The following is a 25,672-nucleotide window of genomic DNA, read 5'->3' as shown; positions in this document are numbered from 1 at the left end:
GTATTTCTGTTATTTAGAATCGGGACTGTTTCAGAATTGACACGGAGCAGGGTAGAAGTGCAATACTACATTGCGCTGCGCTGATTTTTTTTTAGTTTTGTCAAAACCCTGGATTGCTTGAATTTTGACCAGTATTCTACGAATACTTTGCCCTCGAGATGGTCCATCTCATGTTGAATACAAACAGCCAGCAACCCTGTTGCGTCAAGCGTAAATGGCTCTCCTTCGGCATTCAATGCTTTAACTGTTACCGATTCGGAACGTTTGACCTTGCCAAAGATTCCGGGAACTGACAAGCAGCCCTCTTCATATTCAAATGTGCCACTTCGCTCAATAATTTCCGGATTTATCAATACCCGTAACTGGTCGTGTGTTTCAGATATATCAATAACAATGATGCGTTCATGCACGTCAACCTGCGTTGCCGCCAAACCAATGCCGGGGGCGGCGTACATTGTTTCGGCCATATTTCGGATCAACATGCGGGTATCATCATTTACCTCGGTAACGGGGGCAGCTATGGTATGAAGCCTATTATCCGGGTACTGTAAAATTTTCAGAATAGCCATAAAAAATTATTTATTTTATCAAATCAAACCGCTTATATAGACCGTATCATTGACGAGTAATTCTGTGCTCATTGAAATTCTTTTCTGTCTCCGAGGTAATTCATGCGAAAGCTTACTATATCGATGGTTATGTGTCTCAGCCTGCTGACCGCTTTATCTGCGAAAGCCGTAGATAATAGCATGTTAAAAAGCGATGTACCGTACCGGTACGAAGTGGTCGAGGGTGATACTTTGTGGGGCATTGCGGCACGATTTCTGAAAGAGCCGTGGCGCTGGCCTGAAATTTGGGGACTCAACCGCACCCAATTAAAGAATCCGCATAAAATTTTCCCGGGTGATACGATCATATTGGAAAAAACCTTGCAAGGGAATCGCCTGCAGCTTATTCAGGGCAAGGGAGATCAAAGAACCGTAAAGCTATCACCACGAATACGAACTGATCAAGCTCAATCAAATGCCATACCCAGTATCCCCGCCGCTGTTATTGAACCGTTCCTGAGCCAGCCACTTGTGGTGGATAAGGATGGTTTGGCGAATGCTCCGTATATGTTGGGCACCAGTGATAATCGGGTTGTGTTAAGTACAGGCAATACTGTGTATGTTGCCAATATGCCAGACTATCTGGGTAAAGCGTGGCAGATCTTTAGGTCGGGAAAAGCATTGAAAGATCCCGATCAAAATAATCGAGTGATAGGATTTGAAGCGGAGTATCTGGGTAACGCCAGTGCTAGAGTATTTGATGAAATCAGTACCGCAGTTATTACACATTCTACACAGGAAATCCTAAAGGGCGATCGGCTGGTTCCAGCGCCCGGGCTTATATTTAATAATTATGCACCTCATGCACCTGATTCCTTAATTGCCGGACGTATAATATCTGTGTACGGAGGAGTCACCGAAATCAGTAGGGGAGCTATTGTTACATTGAATAAGGGTATGCGGGATGGCCTGGAAATGGGGCACGTACTCGCCATCTTTCGCAGAAGCCAAACGCGCTTGCCGGATGGAAAAATGGTTGAATTGCCTGAGGAGCGCACCGGGTTAGTTTTTGTGTTCAGGGTATTTGATCAGCTGTCTTACGCGCTTGTCGTTCGCAGCACGGGCACTATCAAAATTCTGGATGCAGTTAAGAATCCATGATCTGAATAACTTTATTTGAATCGGGATTCTTGAGGCTGCTGAATCAGGCTTGACAGCTGAACTTTGTTGCAGGAATACTAAAAGCAATCGTTATTTAGATGAAACGGCTTTTCTGTGCAAAGCAATGATATGAAACATGCAACCGATATTGAATTTTGGCTGCAACTTTGCCTTATCCAAGGCGTTGGTGATGAATCCATAAGAAGACTGTTGGTTGCATTCGGTTCGCCTGAAGCCGTTCTGTCTGCCCCTGTAAAGGCACTTGAGAGTGTGGTTAAAAAATCGGTTGCCAGACATATCAAAGATGGCCCGGACTCAAATAAAGTGACTGCAACACTAGCCTGGCTTGAAGATGCGACAAATTCGGTTATCACCTTGGCTGACCAGGATTATCCTGCTCGATTATTGAATATAATCGACCCGCCGCCCATACTGTATTTCAAGGGCAGACGCGAGCTTCTGAAGAAGTCATCTTTAGCGGTGGTTGGAAGCCGTAATGCAACACCACAGGGTTTGTCGAATGCAGAGGCTTTTGCTGAATCCATCAGTAATGCAGGAATCTGTATAGTCAGCGGTATGGCGCTGGGGATTGATACCGCGGCGCATCGCGGTGGTCTGCGAGGCGCTGCGGGCAGTATAGCAGTTGTAGGTACGGGGCTCGATATTGTGTACCCGGCAAGAAATCATTCGCTTGCACATCAACTGGCGAGGGATGGTGCGCTGATCTCGGAGCTGCCGCTTGGAACACCGCCTGTTGGTAAGAATTTTCCCAGAAGAAACCGGATTATCAGCGGTATGAGTCAGGGATGTCTTGTCGTTGAAGCCGCAATGCGCAGTGGATCATTGATCACGGCACGGCAAGCGCTTGAACAGGGCCGCGAAGTGCTGGCCATACCAGGTTCGATTCATTCTCCGCTGTCAAAGGGGTGTCACGCACTCATCAAAGAAGGGGCCAAACTGGTTGAAAGTATTCAGGATATTCTGGATGAATTGAATTATCCGGCTATTGATCAAGGGCAGCGTGAAAAAAATGATACTGCAGATCTTGATTTAACAAATGAAAATACATGGCTGCTGCAGTGCCTGGGGCATGATGTGGTTGATGTGGACACATTATGTGTGCGGAGTGGCTTGACGGTTGAGTCTGTATCCGCCATGCTATTAACACTTGAACTTGATGGCCAGATAGCCAGTCTTCCCGGCGGGTGTTATCAAAGGGTTGCTAAATAAGTTAAGCTTTGTAAGTAAGATATGTAAAGAATTAAAGAAAAAGATAAATGATTGAATTTTTCGCTTATGTTTCAGGTCGGACAATTGACAGGTCCGTGCTCAGGGCACAAGCTGTGACACAAGGTGTTGTCGCTGTAAATATAGATTATTTTTAATATTAAATAATGTTTGATATATTGTATTATCTCTTTGAAAATTATTTTGATTCAGGAAGTTATCCTGATTCTGAAACACTGACGCGTAAACTGGTGTTGGCCGGCTTTGATGATGAGGAAATACATCAGGCACTGGATTGGCTTTCAGAGCTGGCGCGTCAAGATACCGGTGATTATCCTGCTTCTTTGGCAGAAAATGATTCATTTCGCTGCTTCAGTGCGCATGAAATGGAAAAAATTGATACTGAAGGACGCGGTTTTATTATCTTTCTTGAGCACGCCAAAATTATTAATCCGTTGCAACGAGAGTTGTTGATTGACCGTGTCATTGCCATGGACGAAGACTCTTCGAGTCTGGATAAAATCAAATTAATTGTTCTGACAGAGCTATGGGTGCAAAATCAACTTTCAGATGATGCCGTGCTGGAAAAATTATTAATTGTGAGTGACACACACTTTAAGCATTAGTCACGCTTTTTATGTTGTTAGTCATTCCGTATGAAAAAATTGTTTTTTCAGTAATGTATCTGCTCCCTAAAGGCTATTTCAAATCTGAACGTGAAAACGTTTTTGTTAAAAGTATGGCTAATTCTCGCCGGCATGGGGGGAAGTCATGAGTAAATCGTTGATTATCGCAGAGAAGCCTTCCGTTGCGACTGATATTACACGCGCCCTGGGCGGTTTTGCGAAGCATACTGATTATTTTGAGAGCGATGCGTACATTGTTTCTTCGGCGGTTGGTCATCTGTTAGAACTTGTTGTCCCTCAGGAATATGAAGTTAAACGAGGTAAGTGGAGTTTTGCAAATCTGCCGGTAATACCCCCGCATTTTGATCTGAATCCTATCGAAAAAACTGCAGCGCGGTTAAAGCTCTTGACTAAACTGATCAAGCGTAAGGATGTGGATACAATTATCAATGCCTGCGATGCGGGTCGCGAAGGCGAACTGATTTTTAATTATATTGTTAGGCACGCCGGAACAAAAAAACCGATTAAACGTCTTTGGCTGCAATCTATGACCCCTGATGCCATTCGGGAAGGGTTCTCACACCTTCTGGAAAATTCTGCAGTGCAGTCTTTGGCCGAAGCGGCGATCAGTCGTTCTGAATCTGACTGGCTGGTAGGTATTAATGGTACGCGAGCCATGACCGCTTTTAATTCTCAGGAAGGCGGGTTCCACAAAACGACAGTTGGTCGTGTGCAAACACCGACCCTGGCGATTCTTGTCGAGCGTGAAGAAAAAATCAAGAAATTCAAGCCAAAAGACTACTGGGAGGTGCAAGGCGAATTCGCAACTGAGAATGGCAGTTATTTTGGTAAATGGTTTGATGAGACTTTCAAGAAAGATAAGACAAACGCTGAGCTCAAACCGGATCGTATCTGGGATAGAAAAAAGGCCGAGTCAATTAGTGTCAAGTGCGAGGGAAAAGCAGGTATTGTCACGGAGGAAAGTAAACCATCCAGAGAAACATGTCCATTACTGTATGATCTGACCAGTCTGCAGCGTGATGCCAATGGTCGTTTTGGGTTTTCCGCCAAGGCGACACTGGGGCTGGCACAAGCGCTTTATGAAAAGCATAAAGTTCTGACTTACCCGCGGACTGATTCGCGCGCATTGCCAGAGGATTATGTTGAGACTGTGAGAGATACCATGGCTAATTTGGGAGATACCGCTTATGGGGAGCATGCTAATCAGGTACTGCGTGCAGACTGGATAAAACCCAATAAGCGTATTTTCAATAATGCCAAGATTTCTGATCATTTTGCCATTATTCCAACCTTGCTCAATCCCAAGAAACTCAATGAAGCTGAAGCCAAGCTTTATGATTTGGTGACAAAACGTTTTATTGCGATATTCTATCCTGCAGCAGAATTTTTGATAACCACGAGGATAACCCGGGTTGAAGAAGAACCATTCAAAACCGAGGGAAAAGTTATGGTAAATCCCGGGTGGCAGGCAGTATATGGTAAGAAGGTGCAAGGTAACGCTGAGGACGACACATCGTTGGTGGCGGTCAATCCCGGAAAACCTGTGACGGCCTCGGAGATCACTATTATCGCCAACCAAACACGCCCGCCTGCCAGATTTACAGAAGCGACGCTGCTGTCGGCCATGGAAGGTGCAGGCAAACTGGTGGGGGACGAAGATTTGCGAGCTGCAATGAGTGACAAGGGATTGGGTACACCCGCGACACGGGCCGCAATAATTGAGGGACTGGTTTCGGAAAATTATCTGTTAAGGGTTGGTCGTGAGCTGCATCCGACTGCAAAAGCCTTTTCGTTGGTTACACTGCTGCGAGGCCTTAAAATTCCAGAACTGATTTCACCCGAATTAACAGGTAACTGGGAGTTTCAGTTACGACAGATAGAAAAAGGCGAGTTAAAACGCAGCGCGTTTATGGAAAAAATTGCAGGAATGACGAAGCATATCGTCGAACAGGCAAAAACCCATCGTGGCGAAACGATAGAAGGTGATTTTGCTACACTAAAATCGCCTTGTCCCAAGTGTGGAGGGGTGGTGCAGGAGACATACAAAAAGTTCAAATGTCAGCAATGTGATTTTGCGGTCTGGAAGATACTGGCCGGACGCCAGTTCGAGATTGAAGAAATGGAAACATTAATTACGCAAAAAGAAGTCGGGCCGTTGCAAGGATTTCGCAGCAAAATGGGGCGATTGTTTAATGCTAATATCAAACTGACAGACGATTTTGAAATGAAGTTTGATTTCGGAAATAATGAAGAAGATCAGGAATCTGTAGATTTCTCGAATCAAACATCGCTCGGAAAATGCCCTTTATGTCAGCATAATGTCTATGAACATGGTATTTACTATTTATGTGAGCATGCGGTGGGCGCTTCAAGGTCTTGTAGCTTTAAAATGGGCAAGATTATTCTGGAGCGCTCGATTGAGCCGGAACAGGTTACAAAACTGCTTGGAACAGGAAAAACGGATTTGCTTACAAAATTCATATCCAAAAAAGGCAGACCCTTTTCGGCGTATCTTGTCATAAATTCCGACGGTAAAATCGGATTTGAGTTTGAGCAGAGAAAATCCAAAACGGCCGAAAAAGAAACGGCAGCTAAAACAAAGGGTAAGGTCAAAGAAAAGCAAGTCGGGCGGTCAGCAAGAACAAGTAAAGAAACTTAGGAGTTGTACCATAATGGATTTATCTATCCAAATCGCTATTATTGTTGATATCTGCGTGAGACGTGTACCCGGCACTTGGCAATACATGTTATCCGGATGCCGGGTTCGGTAGATGGGAATTATGTATAAAAATTAATAATATATTTGATTACGCCGCCTGAGGCAACAATGATCATTATCAGGCCACCAATGACGGCTGTTCCTTCAACTATAATGGAGAAAAAGGCGCGTCCAGTATTTTCAAATTCCTCATCACCCGAGATGTTTCTACGGCTTTCCCTTCGGCTTTTCACCCATAGCTGCAGCCAGATAGCAACAGGAATGGCTAGCAGTGAGAACATTAAAGCAATTTCTGCATCTTCCATGTAAAACATGTTAATCCTCTTCAAGTGTTGTGTTGTTATTACATTATTGTTTCTGTTATTGCTGTTTGTATTGGCGCATGCTGCTTTTCAAGACGCTGTATACAAATGCTAGAATCATAAACTTCCCAAGATTTGGAGAGTAAATTGTAAAGCAATTTAACAATAGATTACCTTAAACAGGGTAAGTTGAAAAATAGTATTGTGGCGTTTTATCTGGCGTGGGCCAGAGTATATAAAAATTGATGGCATGTAAAATCCTGACTTTATCATTGTCTTTGAATAGTTTGCCGATTGATATAAATATGCTTATTACACGATATGCGTTATTATCCATCCTTTTTATTTATGAATTGTCATGAATTGGCTTGATTTGCCGGCCATTAGAATGGCGCAAGGCACGATTCAGCTACCTGGCTCCAAGAGCATATCCAATCGTATTTTGTTACTTGCTGCGCTGGCGCACGGAATAACACATGTCCGAGATTTGCTCGTTTCGGATGACACTGATTATATGCTGAAAGCGTTAACCAAACTGGGTGTGGGTATTTCGCAAACCAGTGATAACAGTTATCGCATAATCGGAGCCGGCGGTTATTTTAAGGAGAAAGAGGCAAACTTGTACCTGGGTAATGCGGGTACAGCTTATCGTCCACTGGTTGCGGTGCTGGCTCTGATGAATGGGTGCTACCGGTTATCAGGTGTTGCGCGTATGCACGAACGACCAATCGGTGATTTGGTTGATGCCTTGCGTCAAATCGGTGCGAATATCACCTATCTTGAAAACCCGGGTTATCCTCCGCTGCAAATTAATCCGGTTGTACTGGGGCATGATGATATTCATTTGACTGTAAAAGGCGGTGTATCCAGTCAATATTTGACAGGTTTGCTAATGGCGCTTCCGATTACAGGGAGAAAAATAACCATTGAAGTTTCCGGTACATTAATCTCGCAGCCATATGTGGCATTGACGCTAGCGCAAATGCGCAAATTCGGTGTGCTTGTAGAGCAGACTGCATGGCGGCGTTTTGTATTGCAGGCACCTCAGCATTATTGTAGTCCCGGCGAAATCGCTGTCGAAGGGGATGCATCGTCTGCATCGTATTTTCTCGCTGCAGGCGCGATTGGCGGTGGTCCTGTGCGTGTTCAGGGTGTAGGGCGCGAGAGTGTTCAGGGTGATGTGAAATTTGCCGAGGCTCTGGAAAAAATGGGTGCGTGTATTCGTATGGGCACGAACTGGATTGAGGCAAGTTGTTCGTTGAAAGGAACGGCGCACCGTCCTCTGCGAGCGATAGATTTAGACTGTAATCATATACCGGATGCGGCGATGACACTTGCAGTAGCTGCTCTATTCGCAAAAGGTGTGACAACCCTTAAAAATATTGCAAGCTGGCGTTTAAAAGAAACTGACAGGCTTGCAGCAATGTCAAAAGAACTTCAGAAGCTGGGGGCAGACATAGAAGAAGGTCATGATTACTTGAGAATAACACCGCCTGAAAATAGTTTGACTGCCGGTGTTGCAATCGATACATATGATGATCATCGTATGGCGATGAGTTTTTCTCTGGTGGCTTTTGGAGTTCCCGTGCGTATAAATGATCCAGATTGTGTAAAGAAAACTTTTCCGGAATATTTTGATCAATTCAAGCGGGTTGTGCGTTTTGAGGAATAAATCGAGAGTATGAGTTTAAACAGTATTCCAGTCATTACAATTGATGGCCCCTCGGCGTCCGGTAAGGGCACGGTGGCACATCTGGTGGCCAAGGAGCTTGGTTTTCATTATTTGGACAGCGGGGCTTTGTATCGTTTAGTGGCTATTAAAGCGCTGCAGTCCGGTGTTATGTCTACTGATGAAAAAAAGCTGGCACTAGTTGCCTTAAATTTGGATGTTGTTTTCAGAGACGAAGAAACCTATCTTGAAAACAAGCAGGTTACTGAAGAAATTCGTACCGAAGAATGTGGCAATATGGCTTCGCAACTTGCTTCTTATCCCGCGGTAAGAGAAGCTTTGATCTCGCGACAACGTGCTTTCAGGCAACCGCCTGGACTGGTTACTGACGGACGCGATATGGGGTCGGTAATATTTCCGGATGCTCTGTTAAAAATTTTTTTGACAGCCAGTCCAGCGGTGCGTGCACAGAGGCGCTATAAGCAGTTGATAGAGAAAGGATTAAATGCTAATATAACTGAACTGCAAAAGGATATTCAAGAACGCGATGCGCGTGATTCAAAACGTGGAGTAGCGCCTTTGCAGCAGAACGCAGATGCGAGGTTGCTAGATACAACCTCGCTTTCTATTTTACAGGCACAGAACCGTGTACTTGAATGGTACCGGGAATGCTGTGCTGACGAGAGTGTTTGAAAATATACCATGCGCTTGTTATTCAGGGTTTGTTGAACCTGTAACAGGCACTTGATTTTCAGACAAATATTATTAACTAACCCAATCTTCTGTCTAAAGAAGAGAAACATCAGGTATTTTTTATAATGACTACTGCTTCCACCGTAACAAAATCCTCAGAAAGTTTTGCAGATCTGTTTCAAGAGAGTCTTGCGCGCCAGGAAATGCGTGCTGGCGAAGTCATCACGGCTGAGGTTGTTCGTGTTGACTATAATATTGTTGTTGTTAATGCTGGTTTGAAATCAGAAAGCTACATTCCTGTCGAGGAGTTTAAAAATGACAAAGGGGAGATTGAAGTACAGCCCGGCGATTTTGTCAGTGTGGCGATCGAAACATTAGAGGACGGTTATGGAGAAACGCGTTTGTCTCGCGACAAGGCCAAGCGTCTGACCGCATGGCATGAACTTGAAGAAGCCATGGAGAGCGGTAAGATTGTGACCGGTATGGTTAATGGTAAAGTGAAGGGTGGTTTGACTGCTATGATCAATGGCATACGGGCTTTTTTGCCAGGATCGTTGGTCGATATCCGCCCTGTGAAGGACACCACTCCTTACGAAAATAAGGAGATGGAGTTCAAGGTGATTAAATTGGATCGCAAGCGGAATAACGTCGTGGTTTCACGGCGTGCTGTTCTTGAAGAAACGCAGGGGGCAGATCGCGAGTCATTGCTGGCTAGCCTGGAAGAAGGTTCGGTAGTGCAGGGTATAGTCAAGAATATCACTGATTATGGTGCATTTGTTGATTTGGGCGGTATAGACGGTTTACTGCATATTACGGATTTGGCATGGCGCCGCGTCAAACATCCGTCAGAAGTAGTTAGTATCGGTGATGAAGTGACTGCAAAAGTTCTCAAGTTCGATCAAGAGAAAAACCGCGTATCACTCGGTATGAAGCAATTGACCGAAGACCCTTGGGTGGGACTGTCACGCCGATATCCACCGCGTACACGTTTGTTCGGAAAAGTGACCAATCTGACAGATTACGGAGCTTTCATCGAAATAGAACAAGGCATTGAAGGATTGGTGCACGTATCAGAGATGGATTGGACAAACAAGAATGTTTACCCGTCTAAAGTAGTACAGCTGGGCGATGAGGTTGAAGTGATGATTCTTGAGATTGATGAAGAGCGTCGCCGTATTTCTCTGGGCATGAAACAGTGTCAAGTGAATCCGTGGGAAGAGTTTGCCATGAATCACGAAAAAGGAGACAAAGTTAAAGGGCAAATCAAATCTATTACCGATTTTGGCGTTTTTATTGGACTGCCTGGTAACATAGATGGACTGGTACATTTGTCGGATTTGTCGTGGAATCAGCCTGGCGAAGAGGCAGTCTGTAACTATAAAAAAGGTGATGAAGTAGAAGCAGTAATACTGTCCATCGATGTTGAACGTGAACGAATATCACTTGGTATCAAGCAGCTCGAAGACGATCCATTCAACAGCTTTGTAGCTGTGAATGATAAAAACAGTATTGTTGAGGGTACTGTGAAAGCAATTGACGCAAAAGGTGCGGTAATTACTTTGACGGAAGAAGTGGAGGGCTATCTGCGTGCTTCGGAAATTTCACGTGACCGAGTTGAGGATATTCGTACTCACTTAAAAGAAGGAGAAACAGTAGAGGCAATGATCGTCAATATTGATCGCAAAAACCGCGCTATCAATTTGTCAATCAAAGCGAAAGACAAATCGGATGAAACCAGTGCAATGCAAAAGATCAAAGCGCCTGCAAATGCAGGAACAACAAGCCTGGGTGCTTTACTAAAAGCTAAAATGGATAGTAAAAACACAGAGCAATAAGGAATATTCATGACGAAATCTGAATTGATTTCACGGCTTGCGGCCAGATTCCCGCAACTCGTAGCAAAAGATGCCGAGCTTTCTGTCAAAATGATCATCGATGCAATGGCCAAGAGCCTGGCTGAGGGTCAGCGAATTGAAATTCGTGGATTTGGGAGTTTTGACCTGAATTACAGGCCCCCCAGAATCGGTAGAAATCCAAAATCTGGCGAAAAGGTGCATGTACCTGCAAAGTATGTCCCGCATTTTAAAGCCGGTAAGGAAATGAGAGAACGCGTCGATTATAGGAGCTAATGTGAGTCGTGTGATCTACCTGATAATAAGCAGGTTGATTACACTTGATAAATCAGTCAAGTTTCGTGCAAATACGATGCAAGAGGAATCGATTAAAAAACCTGTCGGGGTTAAACTAATATGCATATCATAAATTGGCTTTTTCGATTAATCATATTTGTAGGGCTGGTTTGTTTTTCTGTGAATAATTCTGAAAATATAACGTTGAATTATTATTACGATCAATCATTTGAGTTGCCTTTAAGTGTTGTTTTATTAATAGTTTTTTCCTTGGGCGTTGTCCTGACGCTACTTGCCACATGGCGTAAAACAAACATCAATAAATAATAATTTGTTTGCTGCCCAAAATACATCTGTCTGAAAATGGTCGGTTCGCTTTCTGGTTGCTGGAGACGCCTTGAGTGTTTGTGGCAGGTAGTAGTAAGTCAAACACGCAGCGCAGAAATTATGGGGAGTGAAACAAGCTGCATATTCAAATACATATGATACTTTAATAAATCTAAATCCATGTTTCTGTAAATGCATCACGCCGGTTTTGTTATGAGTAAATTAGATAGATATACCCGGCGTGCGAGTTAACCTTGACTAGGTTTGCAGCCAAACTGCATTTTACTAAACTCGCCGACATAGAACTGGCAGAAATACTTGTTCCATGAGTATTGATAGCACTTTTTTAATGACCACAATTTACTGATGGTTTCCGATGTAGATGCCGCTTTAATTTAATTCATTAAATTAAGCTTTTAGTTGTTGTCTCATCAATCATCTTAAGCGATAATATTCGTTTTGGCTGCATGGGCCGGCGTGTGCAAATGTTGGTGTTTGGAATTGTGCAGTAGTAATTGCCAGCATTAATTTTTCTTACACGAAGAATTCAGGTTTTAAGAGATTTATAAATATAAAAGGAATAATTAAAAGGGAGCACGTATCAATGGATACATTCAAAGATTTTGATGAGCCGGTATTTAAGAACATGACCAGTGCGATAAGGGCATTGGCCATGGATGCCGTGCAAAAGGCCAATTCGGGTCATCCCGGGATGCCAATGGGGATGGCTGAAATCGCTGAGGTATTGTGGATACATCATTTCCGGCATAATCCTGAAAATCCCAAGTGGGTTGATCGTGACCGTTTCGTATTGTCAAATGGTCATGGTTCTATGCTGATTTACGCATTGTTGCACTTGACCGGGTACGATCTTCCGATGGAAGAAATAAAAAAGTTCCGTCAACTCCATTCCAAAACACCGGGTCATCCGGAATATGGTTATACACCGGGTGTTGAGACAACGACGGGACCACTAGGTCAAGGCATCACTAATGCCGTCGGAATGGCAATTGCAGAAAAGATACTGGCTGCTGAGTTCAATCGACCGGGATTTGATATTGTCAACCACTATACTTATGTCTTTCTGGGTGACGGTTGTCTTATGGAAGGCATTTCCCATGAAGCTTGTTCGCTGGCCGGTACGTTGGGCCTGGGCAAGTTGATCTGCTTCTACGATGACAACGGTATCTCGATTGATGGTCATGTAGAAGGCTGGTTCACTGATGACACGCCGAAGCGATTTGAGTCTTACGGTTGGCATGTTGTGCCTGATGTGAATGGTCACGATCCTGTCGCGATTGAGGCAGCAATAGAAGCTGCTAAACAGGTTAATGATAAACCAACCATGATTTGTTGTAAGACGGTCATTGGTCTCGGTTCCCCAAATCTGGCAAATACACATGCCGTCCATGGCGCAGCCCTTGGCGAGGCTGAGATTGAAGCTGCAAGGCCGCATATTGGATGGCATCATCCGCCTTTTGAAATTCCTGAAGAGATATACAGCGCATGGGATGCGCGGGAAAAAGGCAGAAAACTCGAAGATGAGTGGAATCAAAAATTAGCTGAATACGCAAAAAAATATTCGTCTGAAGCTGCAGAATTCAAGCGGCGCATGGCAGGCGAATTACCTCCAAATTGGACAAGTCATATTGATGCTGTGATTAATGAAGTTAACGGTAAAGCGGAAACTATTGCCAGCCGGAAAGCTTCTCAAAATGCAATAGAGGGTTTGGCGCCAATAGTGCCCGAGCTCATAGGAGGTTCTGCTGATTTGGCTGGTTCAAATCTGACATTATGGTCAGGATCAAAAGGTGTGAGCAACGAATCGGGCGGGAATTATATTTACTACGGCGTGCGTGAATTTGGCATGAGCGCTATCATGAATGGTATTTCATTGCACGGAGGATTGATTCCTTATGGTGCGACCTTCCTGATGTTTTCAGAATATGCGCGCAATGCGTTACGCATGGCTGCGCTGATGAAAATTCGGAATTTATTTGTATTTACACATGATTCGATCGGCCTCGGTGAAGATGGACCAACACATCAACCTGTAGAACAAACCGCAACACTGCGCTTGATTCCAAATATGGATGTGTGGCGACCTTGTGATACCGTTGAATCAACGGTTGCATGGGCGCGTTCAATAGAACGAACGACCGGACCATCCACATTAATATTCAGCAGACAGAACCTGCCGTTTCAGAAACGCGATGATGAGACGATCAAACTGATTGACAAAGGAGGCTATGTCTTGTCAGAAGCTGAAAGCGGACAGCCCCAGGTAGTCCTTATTGCAACTGGTTCGGAAGTTGGACTGGCGATGCAGGCGCAGGCAGCACTGGTAAAAGAGGGTATACACGCAAGAGTGGTTTCCATGCCATGTACACAATTATTCGATCGTCAAGACCAAGCTTATCGAGAAAGTGTATTGCCTCGTAATATAGTGCGCGTGGCGATTGAAGCAGGTGTGACGGATTTTTGGCGTAAATACGTCGGGTTGGAAGGTGGTGTTGTCGGTATTGATACCTTTGGCGAGTCAGCACCAGCAAATGTATTATTTGAGCACTTTGGATTTACTGTTGCAAATGTTGTTAAAACAGTCAAAGAAGTGCTTTAACAGCATTTGATTAAGACTTTATATATGTGCGCATAATAGACTTTTAATTAAGGAGTTTTTAGGTATGACAATAAAGGTGGGTATTAATGGGTTTGGTCGTATTGGGCGAATGGTATTTCGTTCAGCGGTACAGAATTTTCCTGATATTGAGGTGGTTGCGATAAATGATTTGCTAGAACCGGATTACCTTGCTTATATGCTTAAGCATGACTCGGTTCATGGACGATTCCAGGGGGAAGTATCGGTTGATGACAATACACTGATCGTGAATGGCAAGCGAATACGACTAACAGCCATTAAAGATCCTGCCGAATTAAAATGGAATGAAGTTGGTGCGGAAGTTGTGGTTGAGTCAACGGGTCTTTTCCTGACACAGGAAACCTGTCAAAAACATCTGACTGCTGGCGCTACGAAAGTTATTATGTCAGCGCCTTCAAAGGATGATACACGCATGTTCGTATATGGTGTAAATGATAAGACATATAATGGCGAAGCCATTGTTTCCAACGCTTCATGTACAACAAACTGTCTAGCGCCTGTTGCCAAGGTCTTGCATGATAAATTTGGAATTAAACGTGGTTTGATGACAACAGTTCATGCAGCTACGGCTACGCAGAAAACGGTCGATGGCCCGTCTAATAAAGACTGGCGTGGTGGTCGCGGTATTCTCGAAAATATTATTCCTTCATCGACTGGTGCAGCCAAAGCGGTTGGTGTCGTTATTCCTGAATTAAACAAAAAATTAACAGGTATGGCGTTTCGCGTGCCGACATCTGATGTGTCTGTAGTTGATCTGACGGTTGAGTTAAAACAGGATGCATCTTATGACGATATCTGTAAAGCTATGAGAGATGCCTCAGAAGGTGAAATGAAAGGTGTTTTGGGCTACACCGATCAAAAGGTTGTTTCTACCGATTTCCGTGGTGAAAGCTGTACATCGATTTTTGATGCGGAGGCGGGTATGGCATTAGATGGAAGTTTCGTAAAAGTAGTCGCTTGGTATGATAACGAATGGGGTTATTCGACCAAGCTGCTGGAAATGGTGCGCACCATTGCCGGCAAGTAATTAATATATATGCCGTGACTTGGCAGAGAAAAAAAGATAATCGATGATGCCTGAGGATACTCGGTAAATTATCGAATCCAATCTGCCAAGCGGTTAAGATCGTGAATCGATAATAGTAAAGGGTAGCAAAAGCTATCCTTTATTCATTTTAGGATAAATCTGGAGTTCGCCGTGTCTGTTATCAAACTTGTAGACCTTGACCTCAAGGGAAAACGTGTCTTTATTCGTTCTGATCTGAATGTGCCTGTCAAAGAAGGTAAGGTAACTTCAGATGCGCGTATTACTGCCTCGATGGCTACAATCAATTATTGTCTGAATGCTGGTGCAAGGGTAATGGTGACGTCTCATTTAGGGCGTCCGGAAGAGGGAGAGTGGTCTGAAGAGAATTCCTTGAAACCTGTTGCTGATAATATTGCTGCCCGGTTAAATAAGTCTGTACGCCTGATAAAAGATTGGATGGATGGCGGTTTTGAAGTCGCAGAAGGCGAGCTGGTCGTATTGGAAAATTGTCGTATCAATAAGGGCGAGAAAAAGAATTCAGACGAAACGGCTCGTAAATATGCAAGCTTGTGCGATGTTTTTGTGATGGACGCATTTGGTACTGCACATCGAGCGCAAGCTTCAACGTATGGTATAGCTCAGTATGCTCCTGTCGCCTGTGCGGGCATTTTATTGACTGAAGAGCTTGAAGCCCTGACGAAAGCGCTTCATGATCCGGCAAGACCCATGGTTGCTATTGTGGGCGGGTCGAAAGTATCTACAAAGCTGACCGTGCTTGAATCATTATCGGAAAAGGTCGACCAGCTGGTCGTTGGTGGAGGTATAGCTAATACGTTTTTAAGAGCGACTGGAAAAAATATCGGGAAATCATTATGTGAAGATGATCTTGTCTCCACGGCCAGATCGCTCATGGAAAAAATGAACAAACGAAACGCATCCATACCCATTGCAGTTGACGTAGTGGTTGGAAAAAAATTTGATTCAAATGAACCTGCGATTTTAAAAGATTCAGAAGCCGTCGCTGATGATGATATGATCTTTGATATTGGTCCTAAAAGTGCGCAAACCCTTGCTGACATTATTATGAATGCGGGTACCGTGGTTTGGAACGGACCTGTCGGCGTGTTCGAGTTTGACCAATTTGGTGCGGGCACCGAGAAAATTGCACGGGCTATTGCGGATACGAATGCATTTACACTTGCAGGTGGTGGCGATACGATAGCGGCAATTCAAAAATACAATATATATGACAAGGTGTCATATATATCAACAGCCGGTGGGGCGTTTCTTGAGTTTTTGGAGGGTAAAAAACTGCCGGCTGTAGAAATACTTGAGCAGCGCGCTAGATAATCCCAGAAATTACTGTAATGATCCGCAGAACAAAAATTGTTGCCACACTTGGCCCAGCAAGCTGTGCGAATCCTAAAGTGCTTGAACGCATGATACAGGCGGGGGTGGATGTGGTGCGGATCAATTTCTCGCATGGATCTCGTGAACAGCACCTGAAGCATGCCGAGTTGACGCGCTCAATTGCTCAATCTCTTGGAAGAACAGTGGGGGTTCTGGTAGATCTGCAAGGACCAAAAATACGAATTGGTGAATTTGAACAGAATAGAATCAGACTGAAAATTGGCGACCCGTTTATCCTGGATGCAGCCTGCGCGTTAGGTAATCAAGAAAGAGTAGGTCTTGATTATAAAGAATTACCTAATGACGTAGAATCCGGAGCAACCTTGCTGCTGGATGACGGTCGCATTGTTTTGACTGTGACTAAAGTCCAGGATAATCAGGTTTTTTGCATCGTGGAACAGGGTGGTGTGCTGTCAAATAACAAAGGAATCAATCGCAAGGGTGGTGGACTGGGCGCGCCCGCATTGACGGCAAAAGATATAGAAGACATTAAAGTGGCTGCCGAAATGAATGCTGATTTTCTGGCGGTTTCTTTTGTACGTTCAGGTGATGATATAAGAAATGCTCGCGAAATGATGCTGGCATCTGGTGGAAAAAGCCTGATCATGGCAAAGATAGAGCGATCAGAAGCAATTTTGGCATTAGATGACATTATAGATGCATCTGATGCGATTATGGTTGCAAGAGGTGATCTTGCTGTTGAAGTCGGGGACGCCGCAGTACCCGCGCTTCAAAAAAAAATGATTCGTGCAGCGCGAAGCAATAACAAAGTGGTTGTTACTGCGACACAAATGATGGAATCAATGATAACAAGTCCAATCCCGACCCGTGCGGAAGTTTCTGATGTGGCGAATGCAGTCCTGGATGGTACTGATGCCGTCATGCTCTCGGCGGAATCGGCAGCAGGCGAATATCCAATTGAATCGGTTGCGGCGATGGCGCGCGTGTGTTTGGAGGCGGAAAAGGAATATCTTGTGAATGTTGACAGGCGCCAGCCAGTCAGACCACCTGCTTCGATAGAAGAAGCAATCGCCCGGGCCACTATGTTTACAGCAACAGGTCTGAAAATTAGGGCTATTGCCGCATTGACTCAGAGTGGCGAGACAGCATTACTCATGTCCCGCAGAAGCTCCAAGGTACCTATTGTAGCGTTAAGTCCGCACGAAAGCACCCGCCGTAAGGTGACGCTGTTCAGGGGTGTTTACCCGGTCGAGTTCGGAGAGGGACTGAATGATCCCGAAGAAATTCTCGAGCTTGCGGAAAAGGAGTTATCTAATAGAGGAATCGTGCGTAACGGGGATATCATGGTAATGACTATTGGTGAACCAATCGGTAAAGCGGGAGGAACCAATACGATGAAAATAATCAAAGTAGGTGAAAGTATTACAAAAGAAGAAGACGCGGTCATGGAAAATGCATAATCGATAGGTATTATGCATGCCAGGCCGTTTTGTCAAATGCAAAAGTATTAATAATTGATATACAGACTGAACCATTAACATATTTTTAAATCTTGTGAAGGAGAGATAAATGGCACTTGTATCATTAAGACAATTATTGGATCATGCCGCGGAGAACGATTATGGATTGCCCGCGTTCAATGTAAACAACCTCGAGCAAATCCATGCAATCATGCAGGCGGCTGATGAATGTGATAGCCCGGTTATCATGCAGGGGTCTGCCGGCGCCAGGAAATATGCAGGTGAGCCTTTTTTACGTCATTTGATTGCAGCGGCTGTTGAGGCGTATCCGCATATTCCAATTGTGATGCATCAAGATCATGGTGCGTCTCCTTCTGTTTGCGTTAATGCGATTCGCAGTGGTTTCTCAAGTGTTATGATGGATGGTTCCTTGGAAGCTGATGCAAAGACGCCGGCATCCTATGAGTACAACGTCAATGTGACGTCTGAGGTTGTAAATATTGCACATTCGGTGGGAGTTTCTGTTGAAGGAGAGTTGGGTTGTCTCGGCTCTCTGGAATCCGGTATGGGTGAAGCAGAAGACGGGCACGGCGCTGAAGGAAAACTGTCTCACGATCAGTTGCTGACAGATCCAGAGGAAGCTGCCGACTTTGTCAAGAAAACAGGTGTGGATGCACTGGCAATTGCAATTGGTACTTCTCACGGTGCTTACAAATTTACCCGCAAACCAACAGGTGATATTCTCGCAATCAATCGTATCAAAGAAATACATCAGCGCATTCCAAATACTCATTTAGTTATGCATGGTTCCAGTTCCGTACCACAGGATTGGCTGGAAATAATCCGTAAATATGGCGGCGACATCAAAGAAACTTACGGTGTGCCGGTTGAAGAAATCCAGGAAGGTATTAAAAATGGCGTTCGCAAAGTCAATATAGATACTGATATTCGTTTGGCGATGACAGGTGCGATTAGACGGCATCTGGATCAGGATAAAAGTAATTTTGATCCACGTAAGTTTCTCAAGGAAGCGACTGTTGCAGCACAGGCGATTTGTAAAGCACGTTTCGAGGCATTTGGTTGTGCTGGACAAGCAAGCAAAATTAAGTCAATCCAACTTGATGATATGGCGGCACGCTATGCTAAGGGTGAATTAGATCCTGTTATCAAGTAACAAGTATAACGTTCAAATTTTTTGACTGTCTATATTTTCACGCTAATATTTCTATCTTGCGTGGAAATGAGAAAATAACGGAGAATCCATAACTTATGTGTTGGGTTCTCCGCTGTGTGTTAGGAGCCTGGTTTTTTCAGAAGTAAAGCATACCCCCGCATTGCTTTGTTTTTGTTTTCCGGAATAAGCGGGCAAGGGCAGTATTTCTTCAATGTCTCTGAAAACTGGAGTAATTGAGCCTTGCTACCGGATTTCAATTCCAGTTCAATCTCGCAGATCGGTTCAGAAAGGTCTGAATCGGGTTGTTTTGTTGTAATAAACCCTTCATCAATACAAAACTCGAGCTTGAAATTTTCTGCTGGTCCAAGCAAATAAGTGGTTCGATCGAAGTCAGTTACAAAAACTGGCTGTAACGACTGGCAAAGCTTCCGGTCAGAAAAAAAATATTTGATCTTTTGATCGGTTAGCTGTGCGAAATCAAGTTTGCAGTCAGTAGTTGGATATTCCCATTCACGATGTTGATGCAGGCCATCGCAAATGGTGCCACCACTCTTAATTGTCTGAATCCAGCTTTCTCCCGTTTTACGCAACCTGAGTGCAATGCGGCTTTTTTTCAATTTGAAATCAGGCGTATCATAGTAAACGCTATACAGGTTTTGCTGGTATGGCTCAGTGATACTGTAAGTGTTTAATAATGATAACTGCTTGATCTGTGACGCAAACCGCTGCGGAAAGCGTAGCTTGAGTTCGACTTCTGTGGACATGACAGGACAAAACTGCTTCAGCTTTCCGGCGATACATAACCGTCTGGTTGCTCGATACCCTGACCAAAAAAATGGGCCTCCATTTGTTCGGCAAGATATTGTCGCGCTTTACTGTCGGAAAGATTGAGCCGATTCTCATTTATCAACATGGTCTGAAGCTTGATCCACTCATCCCATGCTTCTCGAGAGATATTTTCAAAAATGCGTTTGCCTAATTCTCCCGGGTATGGTTGGAAATCCAGTCCCTTCGCTTCTTGACCTAACTTGACGCAATAAACTGTTCTTGCCATTTGCTAGCACCTTAACAAATTGAAAACCTGTAATTATGGTGGTTTCGATGGTCAGAGTAAATATAAGTTAATACAAGTTTGGTTTTAGTTACGCTGCTAAAGCGATTTCATGTATACCTTGGATTTACGCTTGTAGTTGTATAAATCCTGTTTGAGCTTGGGTAGATCTGCCAGTGATACTTCGTGAAATCCGTGCTCGATAAACCAATGAGTTGCATGTGTAGTCATTACAAAAAGCTTGTCATGGCCTTGAGATATGGTAATTTCCTCGACGGCTTTCAACAAACGATTACCATAGCCTAAATTACGATAAGCAGGGTGAACAGCTAAGCATGCAAGCTCACAAATTTCATCCTGGTGAAAAGGATATAACGCAGCGCAACCAATAATCATGCTGTCATGTTCAAATACGATGAAACGGGAAATCTCTATTTCCAACAGTTCCCGACTTCTTCTGACTAATATTCCTTCTGTCTCAAGTGGCTCGATCAATTGTAAAATGCTGCCAACATCATCAATGTGTGCTTTGCGGATTGACTCAAGCGACTCCCGGGATACCATGCAGCCAATACCATAATGGGTGAATAATTCTTTCAAAATGGCGCCATCAGTGTGGCGACTGACAAGATGCGTGCGAGCAACGTTTTTTTCACAGGCTTGTATGGCGTATGATAACAATTTCAAAACTTCTGCGTTCAAGCCGGATATGGTTTTTTCAGCATTCTGAAGAAGCATTCTGCACTGAGCAACGGTCAGTTCTCGTGGCAAAGATGGTTCTTCATCTTTCCTTGATACGTCATGGTGATCAAGCGAATCAAGCAAAAAAATAAGTTTTTCAGCATGCAGGGCACTGGCCACTTCAGTTGCCACATTTTCCATAGTTAAATTAAAAATTTCGCCAGTAGGTGAATGACCCAGCGAGGATATTAATATTACATTACCTTGATTCAGGCTGTTCTGGATAGCAGAAACATTGACTTTGCGAACTTTACCCGTGTGCATGAAATCCACGCCGTTGATAACACCGAATGGGCAGGCGGTAATAAAGTTGCCACTGGCTACCTGAATGGCTGCATTGGCCATGGGCGAATTAGGTAATCCCATGGAAAGCAGTGCTTCAATTTCTATATGTGTACGACCGATCGCTTCTTTTGCAAACTGTAACGAGGCGGTATCGGTGATGTCAATGCCCATTGCTGAATTAATTTTAAATTGATTCTCGTTCAACCGTTGAACGATCTGCGGGCGGGCGCCATGCACTAATACCAGTCGAACACCAAGGCTGGCCAGTAAATTTATGTCGTGAATAAAAAAGATAAAGTTTTCATCAGTGACCATTTCGCCACTGATGCCAATGACAAAAATTTTTCCTCTGAAGGAATGGATGTATGGTGCCGCGGAACGAAACCAGGCAACAAAATTTGCAGTAACTTTCATGGAAAATCAGTTCTAAGAACTTTAATGTTGGAGATCTGGATAGATAATCTTAGCGCAAGACATGTTGAGTAGATATATTTAAAAATCGCCCCATTGCATTTGCAATGCGGCAATTGCTGCCATAGCTGCGGTTTCCGTTCTCAATATTCGATTTCCTAAACGCAGAGACAAAAAGCCTGCACGTTCTAAAATAGCTGCTTCATCTGTCGTGAACCCGCCTTCCGGACCCACGACTAAAGTCAGGCGTGGGGTCGATCGTGGTATAGGCAAATCTTTTAGGGTGGTATTTCCCGTTACTGAAAGTGCGAAACCCAGATGATCAGATGCGGTTGTAGTTTTGGTGTCGATCCATTTTACTAAAGAAAGTAAGGGAGAAATTGTCGGTACGTAATTTCTGCCACATTGTTCGCAGGCCGAGATGATGACGCGCTGCCAATGCTCTAGTCGTTTTTTGGCACGCTCGTCGGATAGTCGTACAATACTTCGGGTAGTAATAATTGGCTGAATGCTAGAGACGCCTAACTCAACGGATTTTTGTATGATCAAATCCATTTTCTCATTGACGCAAAGCGCCTGTGCGAGATCAATCGTGAGCGTAGATTCGCGTTCAGTTGTGATAAATTCGTCAACTGTAACCGTGGTGACGAGCTTTTTGGCACTTACAATCCGTGCTAGGAATTCGCCGCCCTTTCCGTTAAACAGGGTAACAGAATCTCCTACTCTGGTACGCAGTACTCGGGTAGCATGATGGCTTGCAGTTGTTGCTAGTTCAAGAGTTTGTCCTACGGAAATATCACCGGTATGAAAAATACGGGGTAGCATAATCCGGATTGATGTAATAAGTAACGAAAGCAATTTGTGTACTCATGCTAATATACCACGATTAGCTATATGATTTGTTTCGTCTGTATAAAGGTTTGACAGATAATGCAGGTAAATCAGAATATGGCAGTTTGAATTAGAATTGTACAATTGATATTAAGGAGAATGTTTAGCATGGCAAGCTTAGAGACGCCTGTATGTGAATTTGGTTGGAAAGCGTTAGATTTTGATTTATTAGGGGTTGACGGTAAGCGCCACAACTTGGATTCGGCTAAAGGTGAAAAAGGATTGCTGGTGATGTTTATTTGCAACCATTGTCCGTATGTGAAGGCCATCCAGGATAGACTGGTTCGGGATGTCAACGAATTGAAACAATATGGTATCAACGCTATTGCGATCATGTCGAACGATCCTGCAGACTACCCTGAAGACTCGTTCGATAATATGGTGCGCGTTGCCAAGGAATTGAACTATCCATTCCCATATGTGTGGGATGAGACACAAGAAATTGCCAAGGCGTACGGGGCAGTGTGTACGCCTGATTTTTTTGGTTTTAACGGCGCACTGGAGCTGCAGTATCGTGGTCGCCTTGATGCTTCGCGCAAAGAAGCTGCTGCGCCAGATGTGCGGAGAGATTTGTTTGAAGGCATGTTACAGGTTGCCAGAACAGGAAGAGGCCCTGAAGACCAGATTCCCAGTATCGGCTGCTCAATCAAGTGGCGTACAGAGTAAACGTGCTAAACGATGTCATTGCTGCTGTTAGGAAGGTTGCGCGTGAAGAAGTCATGCCGCGCTATTTACAGGTTGCCAGACGGATAAAAACAGATGGCAGCAGTTATTCTGACGCTGATGTTGCGGCGCAGGCTGCCTTATTTGACGCGCTTCGCGCAATCAGACCTGGTGCTGTAATGGGCGAAGAAATGTCAGAGGAAGAACAGCACGCGCAATGGTTGCAGGGGATCAATGGGGAGTCTGACGGTTTGTGGAGCATTGATCCTATTGATGGTACGTCTAATTTTCTCAATGGGTTGCCTTATTTTGCTATTTCAGTTGCCTGGATGAGGCAGGGTAAAAGCGTGTTAGGTGTTATTTACAATCCTGCGACGAATGAAATGTTTTATGCTGAGCGTGGACGTGGAGCATTTCTGAATGATAAACGTTTGCCAATCAAGCAGCACGCGGCCACATTATCGACAGCAATAGCCAATGTTGATTTAAAACGATTGCATAAAAAGCTTGCAATAGAGATTGCAGCAAACCCGCCGTATGCCTCGCAACGAAATTATGGTGCGTGTGCACTTGAATGGTGTTATACCGCAGCTGGTTTTTTTGATTTGTATCTACATGGTGGTCAGAAACCATGGGACTATGCAGCTGGCAGTCTGATACTGGAAGAAGCAGGGGGCGCCATGTCTGGTTTTGAGCATGACGATTATTGGGCGGGCTCACCGTGGAGACGTTCTGTTATTGCGGCATTGGATGCGAATTTGTTTGTGCAATGGCGTAAGTGGGTACGCGAACATCAATAAATTTATGAGACGCTGATATTAACATTCATGGTGTTGCGTTATGGTTGTTCAACGTGGATAGTGATTCTGGTTCAATGTACACACTTATTCTGACAAAACGCAAAAAAACAATCCGAATGAAAATAATCATATTGGTTGCTTTTCCAAAATTAATGTTCAATTTTGCCAATATTGTTCAACGCAATTTTAGATAAATAAACTATGCCGCCAGCCTAGTGGAAGGCAGGTATTGGCAACCAAGGGAATAACAATGTGAATAGTAGACAGGTTTTACGTCTGTGACTGTATTTCGATTGAATTATCGTCTGATCAGCCAAGGTTCGAAAATAGGTATGAACAATTTCGGTAGACCGCTGGCGGGCACCGAGGAGCTGGGTCTTTTATAACGCCAAGACTGACGATCCGGATGATGTCTATCTTGCTCGCCCGTTTGTTTATTCATCTTTAATTTTTACGGGATCAGCTTGGCATGTCGTGTCTGGCTGGATCAGAAGAATCAGGACTTTATTCGGTCAATGTGACACAAAGTGAAAGCTAAACTGGCCAGTGCTATCAAGTATTATCGCCTGTCTGCAGAAGTTGCTGTTCGGTTTTTCCCATATCATGCTTGATGCTGATGCAAAAACAAATAAGAACCTTGGACTCTATTATAAGCAGATGAAACTGTTGGCTAGGATACTACCGTCATGGTCGATCTAGTGGTGCAACTGTATAAGTGAGAATACGAGTTTTTTTGTGGCGCTGAAAGTGTGACAAGCCTGTTTATATATAGGTAGTTTGCAATTTAAGAGCAGAAGGAGTATTCGGGTGAATGATCTGGGATCATTGAAAGGTATTAAAGTTCTTATTGTCGATGATAGCAACACAATTAGACGTAGTGCTGAGATTTTTTTAAATGGTTGCGGATGTGAAGTTATTTTGGCTTCAGATGGTTTTGATGCGTTGGCTAAAATTGTGGAGAATCATCCTGATATTATTTTTATTGATGTTGTTATGCCTCGGCTTGACGGTTATCAAGCATGCCAATTGATTAAACAAAACCCAAGATTTAAATCTACACCTGTCGTTATGTTATCGAGCAAGGATGGTATGTTCGATAAGGCAAAAGGCCGTATTGCCGGATCAAATGAATACTTGGTAAAGCCTTTTACAAAAGACGAATTAATGCATACCATCAAAATGCATGCGTTGTAATTCGGCAACAATATATAAAACCAGGCTGACAATCATTGTAAATTACATGGACAGGCGACGTGGGCTGCGTGAGTTATTCAGTTGAATCGACACAAACAGATTTATAAAATTTGAGAAAATGGCTGAGTATGATAACGGCATGATTATGTTTGTGAATATACTATACGAAACCCAAATCCCTATGGTTTGAGTGGAGATTTTATGACAAATGACTTGACTTTATGGTGTAAGGTCGACTAGCCTGTGGAACGCAACATAAAGAGTGTCCTGGGAAGGCGCTTGAGCTGTTGTAAAAAGAGCAGTACTAATTAATTAGTATTAGAGACGAGAGAAGGTAGTATTAATTAACAAGTAAGTAAGGAGGAATAAAGATGGCAACAACAATGGGAACGAGTGGCGCTGCGAGTGCTGACTACGACATGTCATTGTGGTACGACTCCAAGTACTACAAGATAGGTCTTGGGCTGATGCTTGCGGTAGCGATATTCTGGATCTGGTATCAGCGTACATTTGCGTATTCGCA

General features: G+C 44.0%; 24 protein-coding genes. 18 read left to right on the top strand and 6 right to left on the bottom strand.

The window, feature by feature from the left end; all coding sequences use genetic code 11:
- Positions 1–65: 65 nt before the first annotated feature.
- Positions 66–569 carry a peptide deformylase gene (gene def / locus BMX44_RS02730; protein ID WP_090627744.1) on the bottom strand — a complete coding sequence of 168 codons (504 nt, stop codon included), beginning with the start codon at positions 567–569 and terminating at the stop codon, positions 66–68.
- A gap of 102 nt (positions 570–671) precedes the next feature.
- Here def and BMX44_RS02725 point away from each other — a divergent pair, with 102 nt between their 5' ends.
- From BMX44_RS02725 to BMX44_RS02710, 4 genes are all read left to right on the top strand, one after another.
- Positions 672–1,709: a LysM peptidoglycan-binding domain-containing protein gene (locus tag BMX44_RS02725; RefSeq protein WP_090627742.1), complete on the top strand. Its 1,038-nt coding sequence runs from the start codon at positions 672–674 to the stop codon at positions 1,707–1,709.
- A 129-nt stretch (positions 1,710–1,838) separates the two neighbouring features.
- Positions 1,839–2,939: a DNA-processing protein DprA gene (gene dprA, locus BMX44_RS02720; protein WP_090627739.1), complete on the top strand. Its 1,101-nt coding sequence runs from the start codon at positions 1,839–1,841 to the stop codon at positions 2,937–2,939.
- Positions 2,940–3,103: 164 nt separating this feature from the next.
- Positions 3,104–3,562, top strand: a complete 459-nt coding sequence (locus tag BMX44_RS02715) for a Smg family protein (protein ID WP_090627737.1) — start codon at positions 3,104–3,106, stop codon at positions 3,560–3,562.
- A gap of 145 nt (positions 3,563–3,707) precedes the next feature.
- The gene (locus BMX44_RS02710; RefSeq protein WP_090627735.1) at positions 3,708–6,242 is read left to right on the top strand and encodes a DNA topoisomerase III; all 2,535 of its coding nucleotides are present in this window, start codon (positions 3,708–3,710) and stop codon (positions 6,240–6,242) included.
- Between the two features lie 119 nt (positions 6,243–6,361).
- Here the strand turns inward: BMX44_RS02710 and BMX44_RS02705 are convergent, their stop codons facing one another.
- Positions 6,362–6,616, bottom strand: a complete 255-nt coding sequence (locus BMX44_RS02705) for a hypothetical protein (RefSeq protein WP_245738802.1) — start codon at positions 6,614–6,616, stop codon at positions 6,362–6,364.
- A 346-nt stretch (positions 6,617–6,962) separates the two neighbouring features.
- Between BMX44_RS02705 and aroA the strand changes: the two genes are divergently transcribed.
- The 10 genes from aroA (at position 6,963) to fba (ending at position 19,113) form a co-directional block, all read left to right on the top strand.
- The gene (gene aroA / locus BMX44_RS02700; protein WP_245738801.1) at positions 6,963–8,276 is read left to right on the top strand and encodes a 3-phosphoshikimate 1-carboxyvinyltransferase; all 1,314 of its coding nucleotides are present in this window, start codon (positions 6,963–6,965) and stop codon (positions 8,274–8,276) included.
- Between the two features lie 9 nt (positions 8,277–8,285).
- Complete coding sequence (gene cmk, locus BMX44_RS17175; protein ID WP_245738800.1) at positions 8,286–8,966, top strand: (d)CMP kinase; 681 nt, start codon at positions 8,286–8,288, stop codon at positions 8,964–8,966.
- Between the two features lie 125 nt (positions 8,967–9,091).
- The gene (rpsA, locus tag BMX44_RS02695) at positions 9,092–10,801 is read left to right on the top strand and encodes a 30S ribosomal protein S1 (protein ID WP_090627733.1); all 1,710 of its coding nucleotides are present in this window, start codon (positions 9,092–9,094) and stop codon (positions 10,799–10,801) included.
- A 9-nt stretch (positions 10,802–10,810) separates the two neighbouring features.
- A complete protein-coding gene (locus tag BMX44_RS02690; protein WP_090627731.1) occupies positions 10,811–11,095 on the top strand; it encodes an integration host factor subunit beta in 285 nt (94 codons plus the stop codon).
- Between the two features lie 120 nt (positions 11,096–11,215).
- The gene (locus BMX44_RS02685) at positions 11,216–11,422 is read left to right on the top strand and encodes a LapA family protein (protein WP_090627729.1); all 207 of its coding nucleotides are present in this window, start codon (positions 11,216–11,218) and stop codon (positions 11,420–11,422) included.
- 604 nt (positions 11,423–12,026) lie between these two features.
- On the top strand, positions 12,027–14,042 hold the full coding sequence (gene tkt / locus BMX44_RS02680; RefSeq protein WP_090627727.1) for a transketolase: 2,016 nt from the start codon (positions 12,027–12,029) through the stop codon (positions 14,040–14,042).
- Positions 14,043–14,106: 64 nt separating this feature from the next.
- Positions 14,107–15,108 (top strand): type I glyceraldehyde-3-phosphate dehydrogenase, encoded by a 1,002-nt coding sequence (gene gap / locus BMX44_RS02675; RefSeq protein WP_090627725.1) that lies wholly within the window; start codon positions 14,107–14,109, stop codon positions 15,106–15,108.
- Positions 15,109–15,279: 171 nt separating this feature from the next.
- On the top strand, positions 15,280–16,458 hold the full coding sequence (locus BMX44_RS02670) for a phosphoglycerate kinase (protein WP_090627723.1): 1,179 nt from the start codon (positions 15,280–15,282) through the stop codon (positions 16,456–16,458).
- A gap of 17 nt (positions 16,459–16,475) precedes the next feature.
- Complete coding sequence (pyk, locus tag BMX44_RS02665) at positions 16,476–17,939, top strand: pyruvate kinase (protein ID WP_090627721.1); 1,464 nt, start codon at positions 16,476–16,478, stop codon at positions 17,937–17,939.
- Between the two features lie 109 nt (positions 17,940–18,048).
- Complete coding sequence (fba, locus tag BMX44_RS02660; protein WP_090627719.1) at positions 18,049–19,113, top strand: class II fructose-bisphosphate aldolase; 1,065 nt, start codon at positions 18,049–18,051, stop codon at positions 19,111–19,113.
- 119 nt (positions 19,114–19,232) lie between these two features.
- Here the strand turns inward: fba and BMX44_RS02655 are convergent, their stop codons facing one another.
- The 4 genes from BMX44_RS02655 to BMX44_RS02640 all read right to left on the bottom strand — a co-directional run bounded on the left by BMX44_RS02655 (position 19,233) and on the right by BMX44_RS02640 (position 22,426).
- Positions 19,233–19,877 carry a CYTH domain-containing protein gene (locus BMX44_RS02655; protein WP_090627716.1) on the bottom strand — a complete coding sequence of 215 codons (645 nt, stop codon included), beginning with the start codon at positions 19,875–19,877 and terminating at the stop codon, positions 19,233–19,235.
- Between the two features lie 17 nt (positions 19,878–19,894).
- The gene (locus BMX44_RS02650) at positions 19,895–20,167 is read right to left on the bottom strand and encodes an oxidative damage protection protein (RefSeq protein ID WP_090627714.1); all 273 of its coding nucleotides are present in this window, start codon (positions 20,165–20,167) and stop codon (positions 19,895–19,897) included.
- 96 nt (positions 20,168–20,263) lie between these two features.
- Positions 20,264–21,604 (bottom strand): amino-acid N-acetyltransferase, encoded by a 1,341-nt coding sequence (argA, locus tag BMX44_RS02645; RefSeq protein ID WP_090627712.1) that lies wholly within the window; start codon positions 21,602–21,604, stop codon positions 20,264–20,266.
- 78 nt (positions 21,605–21,682) lie between these two features.
- On the bottom strand, positions 21,683–22,426 hold the full coding sequence (locus BMX44_RS02640; RefSeq protein WP_090627710.1) for a 16S rRNA (uracil(1498)-N(3))-methyltransferase: 744 nt from the start codon (positions 22,424–22,426) through the stop codon (positions 21,683–21,685).
- A 174-nt stretch (positions 22,427–22,600) separates the two neighbouring features.
- Between BMX44_RS02640 and BMX44_RS02635 the strand changes: the two genes are divergently transcribed.
- The 4 genes from BMX44_RS02635 to BMX44_RS17170 all read left to right on the top strand — a co-directional run.
- Positions 22,601–23,158 (top strand): thioredoxin family protein, encoded by a 558-nt coding sequence (locus BMX44_RS02635; RefSeq protein WP_090627708.1) that lies wholly within the window; start codon positions 22,601–22,603, stop codon positions 23,156–23,158.
- Positions 23,159–23,160: 2 nt separating this feature from the next.
- Positions 23,161–23,955 carry an inositol monophosphatase family protein gene (locus tag BMX44_RS02630; RefSeq protein ID WP_090627706.1) on the top strand — a complete coding sequence of 265 codons (795 nt, stop codon included), beginning with the start codon at positions 23,161–23,163 and terminating at the stop codon, positions 23,953–23,955.
- 807 nt (positions 23,956–24,762) lie between these two features.
- Positions 24,763–25,149, top strand: coding sequence for a response regulator (locus BMX44_RS02625; protein ID WP_177167647.1), 387 nt, complete (start codon positions 24,763–24,765; stop codon positions 25,147–25,149).
- Between the two features lie 371 nt (positions 25,150–25,520).
- Positions 25,521–25,672 (top strand): methane monooxygenase/ammonia monooxygenase subunit C (locus BMX44_RS17170; RefSeq protein WP_281246235.1); only part of this gene is annotated, 152 nt, incomplete at its 3' end.

The organism is Nitrosomonas marina (assembly GCF_900110145.1).
Classification (GTDB): Bacteria; Pseudomonadota; Gammaproteobacteria; order Burkholderiales; family Nitrosomonadaceae; genus Nitrosomonas; species Nitrosomonas marina.
The sequence above is the reverse complement of the archived record's forward strand: the minus strand, read 5'-3'. Positions and strand labels throughout refer to the sequence as shown.

Bases quoted from the DNA above. Each gene is read 5' to 3' on its own strand.
- rpsA (WP_090627733.1), top strand. From the start codon at position 9,092: ATGACTACTGCTTCCACCGTAACAAAATCCTCAGAAAGTTTTGCAGAT.
- tkt (WP_090627727.1), top strand. From the start codon at position 12,027: ATGGATACATTCAAAGATTTTGATGAGCCGGTATTTAAGAACATGACC.
- gap (WP_090627725.1), top strand. From the start codon at position 14,107: ATGACAATAAAGGTGGGTATTAATGGGTTTGGTCGTATTGGGCGAATG.
- BMX44_RS02635 (WP_090627708.1), top strand. From the start codon at position 22,601: ATGGCAAGCTTAGAGACGCCTGTATGTGAATTTGGTTGGAAAGCGTTA.
- cmk (WP_245738800.1), top strand. From the start codon at position 8,286: ATGAGTTTAAACAGTATTCCAGTCATTACAATTGATGGCCCCTCGGCG.
- BMX44_RS02710 (WP_090627735.1), top strand. From the start codon at position 3,708: ATGAGTAAATCGTTGATTATCGCAGAGAAGCCTTCCGTTGCGACTGAT.
- BMX44_RS02640 (WP_090627710.1), bottom strand. From the start codon at position 22,426: ATGCTACCCCGTATTTTTCATACCGGTGATATTTCCGTAGGACAAACT.
- BMX44_RS02705 (WP_245738802.1), bottom strand. From the start codon at position 6,616: ATGTTTTACATGGAAGATGCAGAAATTGCTTTAATGTTCTCACTGCTA.
- argA (WP_090627712.1), bottom strand. From the start codon at position 21,604: ATGAAAGTTACTGCAAATTTTGTTGCCTGGTTTCGTTCCGCGGCACCA.
- dprA (WP_090627739.1), top strand. From the start codon at position 1,839: ATGAAACATGCAACCGATATTGAATTTTGGCTGCAACTTTGCCTTATC.
- aroA (WP_245738801.1), top strand. From the start codon at position 6,963: ATGAATTGGCTTGATTTGCCGGCCATTAGAATGGCGCAAGGCACGATT.
- BMX44_RS02725 (WP_090627742.1), top strand. From the start codon at position 672: ATGCGAAAGCTTACTATATCGATGGTTATGTGTCTCAGCCTGCTGACC.
- def (WP_090627744.1), bottom strand. From the start codon at position 569: ATGGCTATTCTGAAAATTTTACAGTACCCGGATAATAGGCTTCATACC.
- BMX44_RS02655 (WP_090627716.1), bottom strand. From the start codon at position 19,877: ATGTCCACAGAAGTCGAACTCAAGCTACGCTTTCCGCAGCGGTTTGCG.
- BMX44_RS02690 (WP_090627731.1), top strand. From the start codon at position 10,811: ATGACGAAATCTGAATTGATTTCACGGCTTGCGGCCAGATTCCCGCAA.
- pyk (WP_090627721.1), top strand. From the start codon at position 16,476: ATGATCCGCAGAACAAAAATTGTTGCCACACTTGGCCCAGCAAGCTGT.
- BMX44_RS02650 (WP_090627714.1), bottom strand. From the start codon at position 20,167: ATGGCAAGAACAGTTTATTGCGTCAAGTTAGGTCAAGAAGCGAAGGGA.
- fba (WP_090627719.1), top strand. From the start codon at position 18,049: ATGGCACTTGTATCATTAAGACAATTATTGGATCATGCCGCGGAGAAC.
- BMX44_RS02715 (WP_090627737.1), top strand. From the start codon at position 3,104: ATGTTTGATATATTGTATTATCTCTTTGAAAATTATTTTGATTCAGGA.
- BMX44_RS02685 (WP_090627729.1), top strand. From the start codon at position 11,216: ATGCATATCATAAATTGGCTTTTTCGATTAATCATATTTGTAGGGCTG.